Annotated in this window: 16 protein-coding genes and 1 tRNA gene; 7 read left to right on the forward strand and 10 right to left on the reverse strand. The window is 61.8% G+C overall.

The genetic code is table 11. From position 1 onward, the window contains the following. Nucleotides 1–48 precede the first annotated feature (48 nt). The 3 genes from B208_RS0104310 to B208_RS0104320 form a co-directional block, all read right to left on the reverse strand. The gene (locus tag B208_RS0104310) at nt 49–696 is read right to left on the reverse strand and encodes a helix-turn-helix domain-containing protein (RefSeq protein ID WP_018128717.1); all 648 of its coding nucleotides are present in this window, start codon (nt 694–696) and stop codon (nt 49–51) included. A gap of 528 nt (nt 697–1,224) precedes the next feature. Next, nucleotides 1,225–1,623, reverse strand: a complete 399-nt coding sequence (locus B208_RS0104315; RefSeq protein WP_007980351.1) for a hypothetical protein — start codon at nt 1,621–1,623, stop codon at nt 1,225–1,227. 274 nt (nt 1,624–1,897) lie between these two features. After that, complete coding sequence (locus tag B208_RS0104320) at nt 1,898–2,533, reverse strand: hypothetical protein (protein WP_232423717.1); 636 nt, start codon at nt 2,531–2,533, stop codon at nt 1,898–1,900. A gap of 260 nt (nt 2,534–2,793) precedes the next feature. Here B208_RS0104320 and B208_RS24900 point away from each other — a divergent pair, with 260 nt between their 5' ends. Together B208_RS24900 and B208_RS23745 are read left to right on the forward strand one after the other, a co-directional pair. Continuing rightward, nucleotides 2,794–2,925: a PIN domain-containing protein gene (locus B208_RS24900; RefSeq protein ID WP_007980358.1), complete on the forward strand. Its 132-nt coding sequence runs from the start codon at nt 2,794–2,796 to the stop codon at nt 2,923–2,925. 1 nt (nt 2,926) lies between these two features. Continuing rightward, complete coding sequence (locus B208_RS23745) at nt 2,927–3,097, forward strand: hypothetical protein (RefSeq protein ID WP_154652463.1); 171 nt, start codon at nt 2,927–2,929, stop codon at nt 3,095–3,097. Nucleotides 3,098–3,343: 246 nt separating this feature from the next. On the opposite strand, the gene B208_RS0104345 is transcribed toward B208_RS23745, so the two are convergent. Then, a tRNA-Val gene (locus B208_RS0104345) sits at nt 3,344–3,418 on the reverse strand. 96 nt (nt 3,419–3,514) lie between these two features. Here B208_RS0104345 and B208_RS0104350 point away from each other — a divergent pair. Beyond that, on the forward strand, nt 3,515–4,816 hold the full coding sequence (locus B208_RS0104350; protein ID WP_007980360.1) for a hypothetical protein: 1,302 nt from the start codon (nt 3,515–3,517) through the stop codon (nt 4,814–4,816). Here the strand turns inward: B208_RS0104350 and B208_RS0104355 are convergent. Beyond that, nucleotides 4,813–5,058, reverse strand: coding sequence for a DUF7553 family protein (locus tag B208_RS0104355; RefSeq protein ID WP_007980362.1), 246 nt, complete (start codon nt 5,056–5,058; stop codon nt 4,813–4,815). The genes B208_RS0104350 and B208_RS0104355 overlap by 4 nt on opposite strands. A gap of 113 nt (nt 5,059–5,171) precedes the next feature. Between B208_RS0104355 and B208_RS0104360 the strand changes: the two genes are divergently transcribed. Both B208_RS0104360 and B208_RS0104365 read left to right on the forward strand, forming a co-directional pair. Continuing rightward, a complete protein-coding gene (locus tag B208_RS0104360) occupies nt 5,172–6,125 on the forward strand; it encodes an MBL fold metallo-hydrolase (RefSeq protein ID WP_007980364.1) in 954 nt (317 codons plus the stop codon). Then, a complete protein-coding gene (locus B208_RS0104365; RefSeq protein ID WP_007980366.1) occupies nt 6,122–7,840 on the forward strand; it encodes an adenine deaminase C-terminal domain-containing protein in 1,719 nt (572 codons plus the stop codon). Before B208_RS0104360 ends, B208_RS0104365 begins: the two co-directional genes overlap by 4 nt. Nucleotides 7,841–7,923: 83 nt before the next feature. Here the strand turns inward: B208_RS0104365 and B208_RS0104370 are convergent, their stop codons facing one another. The 3 genes from B208_RS0104370 to B208_RS0104380 all read right to left on the reverse strand — a co-directional run bounded on the left by B208_RS0104370 (nt 7,924) and on the right by B208_RS0104380 (nt 9,226). Beyond that, nucleotides 7,924–8,133: a hypothetical protein gene (locus tag B208_RS0104370; protein WP_007980368.1), complete on the reverse strand. Its 210-nt coding sequence runs from the start codon at nt 8,131–8,133 to the stop codon at nt 7,924–7,926. 40 nt (nt 8,134–8,173) lie between these two features. Beyond that, nucleotides 8,174–8,452 (reverse strand): HalOD1 output domain-containing protein, encoded by a 279-nt coding sequence (locus B208_RS0104375; protein WP_007980370.1) that lies wholly within the window; start codon nt 8,450–8,452, stop codon nt 8,174–8,176. Nucleotides 8,453–8,557: 105 nt separating this feature from the next. Next, nucleotides 8,558–9,226 carry a helix-turn-helix domain-containing protein gene (locus tag B208_RS0104380; protein ID WP_007980373.1) on the reverse strand — a complete coding sequence of 223 codons (669 nt, stop codon included), beginning with the start codon at nt 9,224–9,226 and terminating at the stop codon, nt 8,558–8,560. 281 nt (nt 9,227–9,507) lie between these two features. On the opposite strand from B208_RS0104380, the gene B208_RS0104385 reads away from it, so the two are divergent. Further along, nucleotides 9,508–9,687, forward strand: a complete 180-nt coding sequence (locus B208_RS0104385; protein WP_007980375.1) for a hypothetical protein — start codon at nt 9,508–9,510, stop codon at nt 9,685–9,687. 76 nt (nt 9,688–9,763) lie between these two features. Continuing rightward, on the forward strand, nt 9,764–10,498 hold the full coding sequence (gene psmB, locus B208_RS0104390) for an archaeal proteasome endopeptidase complex subunit beta (RefSeq protein WP_026177731.1): 735 nt from the start codon (nt 9,764–9,766) through the stop codon (nt 10,496–10,498). Here the strand turns inward: psmB and B208_RS0104395 are convergent. Continuing rightward, the gene (locus tag B208_RS0104395; protein ID WP_007980380.1) at nt 10,495–11,997 is read right to left on the reverse strand and encodes a hypothetical protein; all 1,503 of its coding nucleotides are present in this window, start codon (nt 11,995–11,997) and stop codon (nt 10,495–10,497) included. The two genes, psmB and B208_RS0104395, sit on opposite strands and share 4 nt — an antisense overlap. 26 nt (nt 11,998–12,023) lie before the next feature. After that, nucleotides 12,024–12,500: a hypothetical protein gene (locus B208_RS0104400; RefSeq protein WP_007980383.1), complete on the reverse strand. Its 477-nt coding sequence runs from the start codon at nt 12,498–12,500 to the stop codon at nt 12,024–12,026. Nucleotides 12,501–12,592 lie beyond the last annotated feature (92 nt).

Genomic DNA, 12,592 nt, shown 5'->3' on the forward strand with positions numbered 1-12,592 from the left:
TTCTTCCGCCTCCCGAGGGGTGTGTCCGCTGGTTTACGTCTCAAATCTTTATATGGTGTCTTCCGTCACGCTGTTCTCGACCAGCGCGGCGGTCCCTTTGCGCAGGCGGACCGACAGCGCTTGCGCGCTGATGTCGAATTCCTCGGCGAGTTCTTCGAGCGTCGTCCGTCGCGGTACGTCGAAATACCCTGCGTCCAGCGCCCGGCGGAGCGTTTCGTGCTGGAGTTCCGTCAACTCCATCCCGCCGGAGTCGTCCGCACTGCTGTACAGCGCATCGACGGAGAGGGTGTCGTAGTTGTCCTGCCACCAGTCGGCGAACGACGCGAACGCATCGCGGTCGGGAAACCGGAATCGGGCCTCCCACCCGTCCCGCGTCCCGACCGCATCCAGCAGGACGCCGCCGAGGTCGACCCACACGTGATTCGACGACGCGGCACTTACCGCTTCGGAGTAGTTTGCACGATAGAGCCGACGACCGTCGTCCTCGGCGAGGTGTTCGAACTCCGCAATCGACGAATCGTCCGCCATGGCCGCTTCGAATCCGTCGTGGTCGTCACCGTGCGCCCAGAACAACAACTGGACGGTTTCCTCCGAGCCGACGCTCCGCTCGCGCTCCACCTCGATAGTCACGTCGGGATGCGCCGCAAGTGTGGATTCGAGAACAGGTGTTTGCACGGTGATTTCGGCGATTATCACATGTCCTCCCAAACGGTGGAGAAATATATCTCTCATGGTATCGCCAATTTTCGATTTCGTTCCAAAATTTGCGAGCTTTTGTATATGGTGTTGGAACTGAATGGTTTCGCTCGATGACTCGAGCGATTTCGGCCGGGACCAGTTCGGCGCGTCCCGACAGAATACAAACCTGTCGGTCGATGCCAGTAATCCTCCGGACGCGGATATGTAGGACGAAGCGAACGAGGTATCGCCGTAAAGGCGGGTGCTGGAACACCTACCTCGTTTACTTCGGACAGTCACCGAAGCCTGTTCGACAGGGATTCTCCGCGAGAAAAGCGTACCGCTCGGCGACCGCTCCCGAAAACCTATCCGTTCTGTGACGAACGCGTCAGAAAGATGGCGTGATAGACCCCGAGTACATGCGGTTGTGGCCGTGTGGACATCGGCTAGCCGCGTAGGGAGTTCCGACAGTTCGTTCTTGTTGGCGAACACATCGACCGTAAAAACCGCTCCACGAGGCCGACCATCACCACGGACGCGTCGCCCTCAGCCGGTCTGCCACGGCCACGACGTCGAGAAGTGCTGGCGACGGACCGCTTCGAACATCGCCAGCAGGCCGCCGCCGATGAGCGAGATGGTCCCCAGCCCTTTCGGTGACGTCGCCGGGAAGACGGTTCGATAGGTGAACGTGCGGTCCGCTCCCCGCACGTGCACCTTCACGTTCTTCGGCCGAAAACCGGGACGGGACGCACTGGGAAGCGACTCACTGGAATCAAAGGCGTACGTCTTTCCGTTGAGCGCACCGTCGACGACGTGCTGCTCCTGTGGCGTGAGCATCCCGTATTCGTAGACCGGTTGCCCCGTATACTCTCCGCTCGAACCCTGTTTAAACTCGTACTGAAGTGCACCGATGCTGAGGACTACCCCGGCAACGATCATGAACATGCCGAGAAAGAACAATCCGTAACGTATCCTCTTCCGGTCGTATCCTTCCCGTTCGTGACCGCTAGTTCGTAGTGGCGTCCATCGTCCATCCGCGAACCGTCCAAGGGTGTGACGCCGAGAACGTCCGTCACGCGAAGTCCACTGTCCTCCATCGTGTGGACTCGGCGAGGTGCTCCGGATCGGTATCAGAATTGTCGTCTCGGCTTCTGCGGTCCGCTAAAAGAACGTTCTTCGCGTTTTCGTGCGCGATACATGCGGAACTTATACAGATGCGTCAATCCGGGAGAGAGATGGTCAACCCAAGGCCGGGAGAATTTGGATCTTCGATAAATACGCGTGTCGGAACGCCCGTTCTCCAGACCGCGTCTATATCGCCGGGGTCGACAGTTCCGACAAACGGACCGGCGTCACCGTTCTGAATCTCATCTTGACCAGGGTCGAAATACTCATCGTGAGGTTGCACCTGCCCACTGATGTCGATGGTGTAATCGTATCCGGGCCAATCCGGATTCCCGTCTCTCTCTACTGAAACTGCTGCTTTGAGATTTGCTGTCGTCACATCGATCGTTAGCCATCCGTAGTCGTTATAAGTGACATTAATCTGAGTAATAGAATCGTCAGAGTCCATCCAGTAGTTGTCTACCCCGCCGTCACTAACCTGCCCATCCACGAAGTCCTTTCCCACACCGAGAATGTCGTCATCTCCGTTAGCCTGACCACCCTTTTCTAGGTCGTCGTAACCTGTGGCAGTGTGCACCTGATACTCCCAGTAATTACTATTGGAATAGACCCGTATTTCATCCGTGTTTGCCGTTGCCGTCCCGGTCGCAGCGATTCCACCGGCAACCCCGACTCCAGCGGTCGCAGTCGATCGGAGGAAACGTCGTCGTCCGAATTCTTTCTCACTCATTGCTTTTGGATTCAAGGACGTTATATTATTATATTTTTCGGAACGGAAAAATATAAAATCCATCCCTTTCCAACTAGATCGTTCGATAGCTGATTTCCCGATGGTGGAAGAACCGCCCGGTGGATGAATATCGACAGGTCTTCCCGAGTGAAAGCCACTCAGGCGACGTACCGCAAGACGACCTCACGGGGCAACCTGTTCGTGGTCGACCGTGTACGTAGCCAAAGATTGATTCTGGATACGTCGCTTCTCATCGAGTGATGAACAGCGACTCGGACGCCCTCGAAAAGGTGGACGAATTGGAGTCAAATGGCCATGCCCAGAAGATACCGGCCATGACGCTGCAGGAACTCTTCATCGGCATCGGTGCCAGCGACCTCCCGAAGTCCTAACGTGAAAAAATCGAAGCAGTCATCGAACCTCGTCCTGTTCTCGAAACCACGGAAGCAATCGCTCGAAAGGCGGGATTCATCGATGGGACGCTACGCCGGGACGGAAATCGAATCGACATCGGTGATGCGACGATTGGCGCAACTGCCCTTCGAGAAGACGAACCGGTCGTAACGGGCAACAGCGAGCATTTCGGGCGTATCGACGGCATCGACGTTGAATCCTACTGAGAGCACAGAATCGTCAGAAACGGGTCGGGGAAGATTCGAACCACGTCTCGTCTACTTCGAACTTTGTGGAGACGTTCCTGCTCGTTCACTTCGTTCACTCCACGGGCACGCGACTCCGCGAGTTCGAACTGCCGGACCATTTCGACGTCGTAGATTCCTCGCTACGCTCGTCGTGTAGCGTCATCAGAAATGGGTCGGGGCAGATTCGAACTGCCGATCTGCTCCGTGTGAAGGAGCTGTCATAACCGGACTAGACTACCGACCCGCACGCAGTTCATCGTTTTCCTGCACCGGACTTAAGGCTTGCTTTCGAGAGCGGGCGGCCACCACGACCAAGGGCCGTCGATGCCGACCCCCGAGCATGACCGACTGGACCGTTATAAACGTCGCCGACGCGGACCCCGGCGTTCTGGACGGCTCGAAATCCCTCAACGAGGTGCTGTCGGCCCACGCGCGGGCGCGGACGAAGTTTGTGCTCCCCGAGGGGCGCTACCACCTCGACGGGCCGTTCGTCCACAACGATTGCGAGGCGATTGCGGTGGTGGGCGACCCGCACGCCACGCTGATCGTGAGCGACCCCGACCAACAGTACTGCCTCGACGTCGGCGGCGACTGGGGCGTCTCACCCGGCGCGTCGGCGACGACGGTCGAAATCCGGAACCTCACGTTCGATATGACGGCTGACGGCGTGGGCGCGCAAGCCGTCTCGGCGCGGGCGAGCGAGGACCTAAAAATCGAGGGCGTGACCGTCGACGGCGAGTGCGCCTCGGCGGGGAAGAAGGCCCTCGGTGCGATTTACGCGGCGGTCACGCATCCGGAGGGGGCGGGCGTCGTGTCCGTCTCGCTCCCGGACGGTTGTGCGTTCGCCCCGGAGAGCTACCCCGACCAGTCGCCCGCGGAGTCCCAGACCAGCCACCCCATCGGGGTCAACGTCTCCGACGACCACCGCGGCGAGTTGACGTTTCGGGACTGCCGCGTCGAAGGCTGGGTGAACAACGGCGGCTACCTCGCGGGCGGGGAAGGTCCGTGTCTCGTCGAGGGCGGCCTCTGGAAGAACAACGGCAACGCGAATCTCCGCTTGGGCGACGGCGACGAAGCCCGCGACGTGCGAATCGAGGTGGACGAGACGAGCTACACGGGGTGCGGCCTCTGGCTACAGGAGGGTGACTGCCGCGTCTCCGGCAGTGAACTCCGCCTGCCGAACTGTGACAACGACGGTCTCCGCGTTTCGAGTCGCTCCGCCCGCGTACGCGGATTGAAAATCGACTGCACCTCGTCGGCGCGCCCCATCAAGGTCAACGACGGGGACGGGCCGGTCGTGCTGGAGGACGTCGAACTCGTGGACTCGGGCGACGGGTCGAAACACGGCTACGCCGTCGAACTGTGGCGGGAAAACACCGAACTTCGGAACTGCCGCTTCGCGTTTCGGAACGGGGACGAAAATCGCAACGGCATCAACGTCCTCGGGACGCGAACCGTCTTCGACGGCGTGACGGCGACGCACGACGCCGACGGCACGACGGTGCTCGTCAAGGCCGACGACGCGACGTTCCGGAACTCGACGTTCGGCGGGCGCGTCGATGTGGATAGAAAAAACGCGTCGGAGCCGCGCGTCGAGGACAGCGATTTCACCGCGTGTGAGTGTATCGGCTTCGACGGCTAGCTCATCCGCATTCGATTTTTCGCGTCCCGCATCGCGGACCGCGACCGTTCTTTCGCTCTGTGCTCCGCGTCGCGGAGGTTTTCGCGCATTCGTTCGCGTCGTGACGGCTCGGTGGGTCGCTCTCGTCCGGTCACCTCGCGGGCCTTTCGCTCGACGGGTCGTAGTTCTTCGCGCACTCCACGCCCGAGATGACTTCCGGCATGTCGGAGGTGGTGCCACGCGTCTTTGAAGTGTGCGTTCATCGTTCTCTCCGATTATGTTGCTACGCGCGGGTCAGATATAATCGTTCCGTCGGTATTCGGCGGGAGTGTCGGTTCAAAAACGGTTTTACCGCGGGCCAAGAAAGAACGCATGTATGTTTACGCGGCTTTCGATTCCGACGCCGTTTCAAATCGGACCGGTGAACGCCTATCTCGCGGGGCGGACGCTGGTCGACCCGGGTCCGGGAAGTGAGGAAGCATGGACCGCGCTGCTCGACGGATTGGAGCGACACGACCTCGCTCCCACGGACATCGAACAGGTGCTCATCACGCACCCCCACCCCGACCACTTCGGGTCGGCAAAACGGCTTCGAGAATCGGGTGCCCGCATCGTCGCCAGTACCGAAGCGGCCGCCATCGTCCGGGACTTCGGCGACCGACTCGCGTACGAACAGGAATACTTCGCCGACTTCTTCGACCGCTGTGGAATGGCCGAAACGACCGCCAAAACGGTTACCGACCTGCCGGAGGCCTACCTCTCTGTGGCCCCCGGCGTCGAAACCGACCTCGAACTCGACGACGGCGAGTCCGTTACCGTCGAGGGCGTCGAACTGACTGCGGAGGCCGTGCAGGGCCACTCGTCCGGCGAGACCATCTTCACGTTCGAGCACGACGGACAATCGAAGGCCATCGTCGGCGACCACGTGCTCGCCGACATCACGCCGAACCCGCTCCTCCAACCGCCCGCGGAAGAAGGCGACCGTCGTCCGCGCGTCCTCCCAGCGTTCAATCGCTCGCTCTCGGCGCTCCGGGACCGTGACCTCGATTACCTCCTGCCGGGCCACCGCGAGGAGATAACGGACCCGGCGGAACGAATCGACGAAATCCTCGCCGCACACGAAGAGCGGACGGAGAACGTCCGTGCGCTCGTCGACGGCCCGACGACCGCGTTCGACGTGATGACCGAACTGTTCGGCGACCTCCCCGCGACGGAGTACTTCCCCGGAATGAGCGAGGCGGTGGGACACCTCGACGTCCTCGAAGAGCGGGGCGAAGTGAACCGACACGAACAAGGTGGCGTCGTCGTGTACGAAGGAGTAACTCAATGAACGAACTGCAACCTGTCGCGCTCGGTGACGAACCCGCAGACCTCGTGATTCGGAACGGTCGCGTCCTCATGCCGGAACTGTGCGAGTTTCAGGCGCGCGACGTCGTGGTCAAAAACAATCGCGTCGCAGCGCTGCCCGAGGACGGCACCGAGTCGATAGGTGACGAGACGACGGTCATCAACGCTAGTGATCGCGTCGTCACCCCCGGTTTCATCGACGCACACACGCACATCGACCTCCACCAGACGTTCGAGAACGCCTACCACTACGCCCTCGAAGGCGGCACGACGACGGTCGTGACCGAGGTTTCCGGGTTCGGTCCCACATTCGGCGTGGAGGGCGTCGAACAGTTGCTCGCCGCGACCTCCTACCTCCCAATTCGGGTGTTCGCCACGGTCCCGCCCCAACCCCTCATCGACACGTTCGAACCGGCGCGCGCGGACGCCGAATCGCTGACGGACCTCCTCGGCGACGCTCGCGTCGTCGGCGTCGGCGAAACCGACTGGATTCACGCGGTCGGCCGCGACTCGCCGACGGAGGAACTGTACGAGCGCGCCCACCTCGAAGGCAAGACCGTCACCGGCCACGGCGCGGGCTGTTCCGGCGAGAAACTACAGGCGTTCGCCACCATCGTGGACGACGACCACGAGTCCATAACGGGCGAAGACATCATCGAACGCGTCGAGAACGGCATCCACGCCGTGGGTCGCTGTGGGTCGATTCGGGACGACATGGCGGCGGTCGGCGAGGCCTACGAGGAGGTCGGCGCGGCCGAAATCTCGCTCTCGACCGACGGAATGTGGCCCCGCGAACTCATCGGCGAGGGGTACATGGACGTGGTAGTGCGCCGAGCCATCGAGGAGGGCGTCGCGCCCGCGGACGCCATCCGCATGGCGACGCTCAACCCCGCCCGCCACTTCGACCTGCCGAACCTCGGGTCGCTCGCGCCGGGCAACATCGCCGACATCCTGCTCATCGACGACCTGGAAACCGTCAACGTCACCACGGTCATCAACGGCGGCGAGGTCGTCTACAACAACCACGAGACGACCGTCGCCCCGCGCTCCTACGAGTATCCGGACCACTTCTACGACAGCGTGAACGTCAGCACCGACCCGGAGGAGTTCCGCGTGCCCGCCGACGTAGCGGACGACGGCGAGGTCCGCGCCATCGAGTACCGCGAAGGCCTGATTTCGGGCCAGACGCGGGTTCGACCGCCGGTCGAGGACGGGGAACTCGTCGCCGCACCCGAAGACGGCCTGCTGAAAGTCACCCTTCTCGACCGGCACCCGGACGGGGACGGAACCGGTTTCACCGGCTTCGTGACCGGCTTCGGTCCGGTGGAAGGAGCGGTTGCGACCAGCCTCGTCTGGGAGACGCCCGGCGTGCTTGCGCTCGGGAGCGGCGAGGACCTCAGACGCGCCGTCGCCCACGTCAACGAGATGGGCGGCGGTTGGGCGGTCGTCAGGGACGGCGACGTGGTTGCCGAACTCCCGACTCGAATCGCCGGCGTCTGCTCGGATCTCGAAGTCGAGGAAACGGCGAAGCTGTACACCGCCATCGAGAGTGCGTTCCGTAGCCTCGGCACGGACGTCGAACGGCCGATGATCGGTATTCAGACGCTGACCTTCCCCGGCGTCCCCTCGCTAAAACTGTCGTTCTCGGGCTACGCCGACATCTTCTCGCGTGAAATCGTCGGCCTGACGCCCGAATAGTCGGCGGGAATTTTCGACATTCCTCTCGACTCTTTCCTACTCCCTTGGCTCTTTCTCACTCCTTCGGCTCTTTCCTTTCTCGCCTACTCGCTCGCTTCTACCTCCTCTCCCCCGTGTTCTCGAATCGTTCGAATCTGCTCGTACGGGAAGAAGTTTCTCCCGCCTTTTCGGTGCAGCCAAACCCCCGTGTCGTAGAACTCGAGTTCGTCGCCTTCGACCGGCGATACGATGTTCTGATCTTTCCCCCGTTTGCCACTCGGGACGAGGTACACGTCGTACTCGTTCTCTGGCATGGGGCGAATACGTCGAACACGGCCAAAAGCGTAGTGGGCGCTACGAGTCCTCGTAGATGGTGACTCGACCGTTTCGTTCGACGACGACGGCGAACCCTTTGTGGATGAACTCGACCCGCCTCGGGACGCGTTTCTCGGAGTGGCGACCGAACAGGTCCTCCAGTGCATCCGGGTCGATGCTCTCGTACAGCGGTTCTATCTCCGTCGAACTGCTGTCAGTCACTTCGGCGATAGCGTCGATAACCGTCTCGGCTATCGGACCGCCCTCGTGAACCGTCTCGTAGAGGGGCGTCCGATGCTCGTTCGACTCCCGGCTCATGTCAAATACCTCCTTTCGCTCGCACGGAAAACGATATCGCTCGCATCCTTTGTTTGGAGGCGTACCATAAACGGAATGTTTGGGGTTTCGTAGTTCATATCTTTATTACCCCTCCCGTGATTCCACCGAGTCGCTGCGGGGCAACAGCGTCGCTTCGAGCATTCGCTCCAATCCCCGCCGGAGGCGACCGGACGCGGCTTGCGGCGAGATGTCGAGCGTTTCGGCGAGTTCCGAGAGCGAGGTCTTGCGGGGAACGTGAAAGTACCCCGATGCGAACGCCGTCGAGAGGGCTTCCCGCTGCTCGTCGGTCAACCCGTATCGTTTCGTCGGGAACTCGTCGACGGGATAGATGCGACGGACCTCGTACGAAATCGACCGCTCGTCGCAGGCCTCCCGGAACCGCGTGGTCGAGTCGTGGTCCGGGAACCGAATCCGGAACAGCCAGCCCTCCTCGTTCCCGACGGTATCGAGGAGCGTCGCGTCCTGTCCGGTCAGAATCTCGTGGATACCTTGGGCCGAATCCGACCAGACGAGGCGGCAGAGCGCCCCGTTCTCAGTTTCGCTGAGGACGGCGATGGATTCGAGCGCCGGTGTCTCCGGCGTGATATCGGCGAGAAATGACGTGTCGTCCGTGGCGACCCAGACGAACGGCATCGAACACTCCCGCGTCGGCACGATACGCTCCAACTCGATACGGATGTCGGACCGATACGAGAACAACTCCCCGAGCGCGAACTCATCATGTGGGAGTCGCAGTTCGACGACGACGTTCACGGGGGACAATAGGGCACGGCATGCGTCAATCCTTTCGGCCATTCGCGGGGGTCCGCCGCGCACGAGACGATGATGATGCGCATAACTTACGCATATTGACGGCGTTGGAATGCCGTGACCACCGCGTTCGACCCCCGCGAATTCACATCGAGTTGGACACTCCACAAACACGGTTGAATCGCAAGACGGGATTGGGGTGCTTTGGAGTTATAAATAGTTATGAATTCTGCCAGGCGATAATCTATTTATACGGGTGTGGCTCAGGCTCGGGTGAAGTTGCAATGTTCGCACCGATTCGACGCGCGACACTGTTTGCCCTGTACCAGCTCAGCGTCTTGGCCGGAATCTGCCTGCTTCCGGTCGCTCTCGTCGCTCGACGGGCAGGGGTTCCGTTTCCCATGCACCGAGTAGTGGCGTCCCTGGCGACGTCCTACGAGAAGACGAAGGACGCACAGCCCTGATATCGCCGCTCGTTTTATCCCTCGTTACACCCCGGAAGGGTTGGTTTTATCAGTGCTGACGGATTACGTTCGGGTAATGCGTACTCCAATGCACGGTTCCGACTTCTCGCGTAATCTGGAGCGCCTGAACGGTAACGATACGAGTCCGTACGAGCCGGAGATCGGCTCGCTCCCCGACAACGAGTACTCGAAAAAGGACATGGAGAACATCAACAAGACCGGAACGACGACCATCGGCCTCACGACCGCCGACGGCGTCGTCATGGCGACGGATATGCGCGCCAGCCTCGCCGGACGTTTCGTCTCCAACAAGAACGTCCAGAAGGTCGAGCAGATTCACCCGACGGCGGCCCTGACGATGGCCGGGTCCGTCGGTGGCGCACAGTCGTTCATCCGAACGATGCGCATCGAGTCTAACCTCTACGAGTCCCGACGCGGCGAGCAGATGAGCATGCAGGCTCTCTCGACGCTCGCGGGCAACATGCTCCGCGGCGGCCCGTTCTTCATGGTCTCGCCCATCCTCGGCGGTATCGACGAGGAAGGCTCGCACATCTACAGCCTCGACCCCGCCGGTGGCGTCATGTCCGACGACTACACCGTCACGGGTAGCGGGATGCAACTCGCCTACGGTGTCCTCGAACAGGACTACGAGGAAGGTCTCTCGAACGAGGAAGCAAAAATGGTCGCGGCCCGCGGTATCAAGAGCGCCGTCGAGCGCGACACGGGCAGCGGTAACGGCGTGTTCCTCGCCGAAATCACGGAGGAAGGCGTCGATATCACCGGTCACAAGGACTTCGACGACGTACTCTAATCCCAGTTGGTGAAACTTCCGTCGAGCAACGTCTCTTTTTGCTGGTCGATGTAGGCGCGTTGCATGCCGGTAATCGCATCGGCGAGCGTCTCGCCGTCGTCCAGCCGTTCCCGAACCTCTCGTTTCTTCCATCCAGCGGGCGTCACGCCGTGGCGGGCGCGCTGTCGGAGCGGGTAGAGATACTTCGCGGCCTGCTCGTCCGAGAGGCCGCGCGCTTGCAGGCCGTCCTTCGCGTGTGCGAACAGGTCGGCGAACAGGTCGTCCGTCTCCGTCGTCTCCTTGCCGTCGTTCGTTATCCAGTACAGGTCGGCGTCGAGTCCGTCGCGCATGGCGGCGTAGAAGTTGTCCCGCGCGACCACCCAATCGAGGTGGTGAACCGGGTGCTCCCGGCGGAAGGTGCTCTCCAACAGCCCCGCGAAGGCCGCCTGAAACGCGATGGAATCACGGACCGTCGGCTGGGCGGCGATGGGGCGGAACTCGATGCGCGCGTTCGCGTCGGCGCGCGTCGAACCGCCGAAGACCGGGCGCACCCACCGCCAGTAGGTGCCGTGTTTCAGCCGGAAGTGGGCGAACTCGTCGTCGAAGCGGTTCGACCGCGAGACGGGCATCGGGACGATGGTCCGGTCCGCCGCGATGTTGTCGATGGCGTCCGCCGCGGAATCGATGTCCTCCGGGAAGCGCACTTTCCCGGGGTCGAACGCGTTCAACACCGACTCGAAAACGTGGATTCGGTTCTCCATCCACGCCTCGTCCACGATTTCCTCCGGCGGCACGTCGTCGTACAGGTCCGGCGGGAAGAACGGCGAGTTGACGCCGAGCGCCAACAGCGGGGCCGCGATTCGAACCGCGTACTGGAAGTAGGTCGGCAAGTCGCGGGCGTGTGGCACCTGATAGTGGGGTTGGATGGACGTTATCAGGCTCTCGGGCATGACCGTCTTCGCCGAGAGCGAGACGTGCGGCGCGTCGAGTTCCATCCCGACGGCCTCCTCCGTGTTCGCCATCGCGTGATAGCGCACCGAGTTGCTCATGTTCGACGCGATTTGAACGCCGTCGTCGTCCACGCCGTCGGTGAGATACCGGGTGGCCGTCTCGCCGGTCGGCGGAATCGTCCACAGGCCGTCGCTGACGAGGCGCATTCCCTCCGCACCCGTCCGCGCTTCCGCCGCCGAGAGGCGGGCTTTCACCTCCGCCTCCTGTGCGGCCAAGCCGTGTTCGTTCAGCGGTTGCGGACTCGTGGACATCTCGGCGTTGTGCAGGCCGAGTTCCTTCTCGAAGCCGATGAGCGAGAGCAGTCGCCGGGGGACGCGGGAGAGCGCTTTGGTCTCCGCGTCCACCGCGTAGAACTCGTACTCGAACCCGACGATGGATTGCGGGTTGTCGAACGTCCCGTCTTCGAGTTCTCGCTTGATGACCTCTACGTCCTCCTCGACACGAGTTTGAAACTCCTCCCTGTCTACCGTCGCCACGTCTTTTACCTGCGACGCAAGGTCGGACGTCATGCGAGGGGGTGAGAGTGCCAGACGCTTCAATCCACGGGCTTCGTCGCCTTCGTTCGTTCCGGTTCGCCGTCGTGTTCGACCGCGACCACGGTTTTCGGGAACGAGCCGCGGAACGTGACGACGAGTTCGTACGCGTCCGCGGACATGTCCGCCGTACAGCCGACCGGCAGGAGCGGGACGTCGTGGAGCAGGCCACCCTTTTCACCGGACGTAACGGCGACGTCGAGCCTCCCGTCCCGCTCGTGGTACGAAACATCGTCCAACTTCGCCTCGTTACACGAGCTAGAACCGACCCAAAGCGTTCCCGTGACGACGACCCGACTCGATTCGGGCCGAAATTCGACGGTCGGCGGTGCGTCTACCTCGGTATCCGCGGGAGATTTTTGGACGGAGAAATCCACGCCACGAACGTGTCCCTCGGACCATCGTCCGCCCACGAAGCCCCCGATACAACCAGCGGTCACGGCAACCCCGGTCGAGACGAGCAGTTCGCGGCGTCGCATGCATACCCCCTCGAAGTGTTCAGCCATAAACTATCGGAACGGTAAAACGAGCGTTTGAGTCACGAACTCCCTCGAAATCGAAAGCCGTAGGC

It is taken from the genome of Haladaptatus paucihalophilus DX253, from assembly GCF_000376445.1.
Lineage (GTDB): Archaea > Halobacteriota > Halobacteria > Halobacteriales > Haladaptataceae > Haladaptatus > Haladaptatus paucihalophilus.

Bases quoted from the DNA above. Each gene is read 5' to 3' on its own strand.
- B208_RS0104400 (WP_007980383.1), bottom strand. From the start codon at position 12,500: ATGCGACGCCGCGAACTGCTCGTCTCGACCGGGGTTGCCGTGACCGCT.
- psmB (WP_026177731.1), top strand. From the start codon at position 9,764: ATGCGTACTCCAATGCACGGTTCCGACTTCTCGCGTAATCTGGAGCGC.
- B208_RS0104315 (WP_007980351.1), bottom strand. From the start codon at position 1,623: ATGTTCATGATCGTTGCCGGGGTAGTCCTCAGCATCGGTGCACTTCAG.
- B208_RS0104350 (WP_007980360.1), top strand. From the start codon at position 3,515: ATGACCGACTGGACCGTTATAAACGTCGCCGACGCGGACCCCGGCGTT.
- B208_RS0104355 (WP_007980362.1), bottom strand. From the start codon at position 5,058: ATGAACGCACACTTCAAAGACGCGTGGCACCACCTCCGACATGCCGGA.
- B208_RS0104395 (WP_007980380.1), bottom strand. From the start codon at position 11,997: ATGACGTCCGACCTTGCGTCGCAGGTAAAAGACGTGGCGACGGTAGAC.
- B208_RS0104375 (WP_007980370.1), bottom strand. From the start codon at position 8,452: ATGAGCCGGGAGTCGAACGAGCATCGGACGCCCCTCTACGAGACGGTT.
- B208_RS0104385 (WP_007980375.1), top strand. From the start codon at position 9,508: ATGTTCGCACCGATTCGACGCGCGACACTGTTTGCCCTGTACCAGCTC.
- B208_RS0104360 (WP_007980364.1), top strand. From the start codon at position 5,172: ATGTTTACGCGGCTTTCGATTCCGACGCCGTTTCAAATCGGACCGGTG.
- B208_RS0104365 (WP_007980366.1), top strand. From the start codon at position 6,122: ATGAACGAACTGCAACCTGTCGCGCTCGGTGACGAACCCGCAGACCTC.
- B208_RS0104320 (WP_232423717.1), bottom strand. From the start codon at position 2,533: ATGAGTGAGAAAGAATTCGGACGACGACGTTTCCTCCGATCGACTGCG.
- B208_RS0104370 (WP_007980368.1), bottom strand. From the start codon at position 8,133: ATGCCAGAGAACGAGTACGACGTGTACCTCGTCCCGAGTGGCAAACGG.
- B208_RS24900 (WP_007980358.1), top strand. From the start codon at position 2,794: ATGAACAGCGACTCGGACGCCCTCGAAAAGGTGGACGAATTGGAGTCA.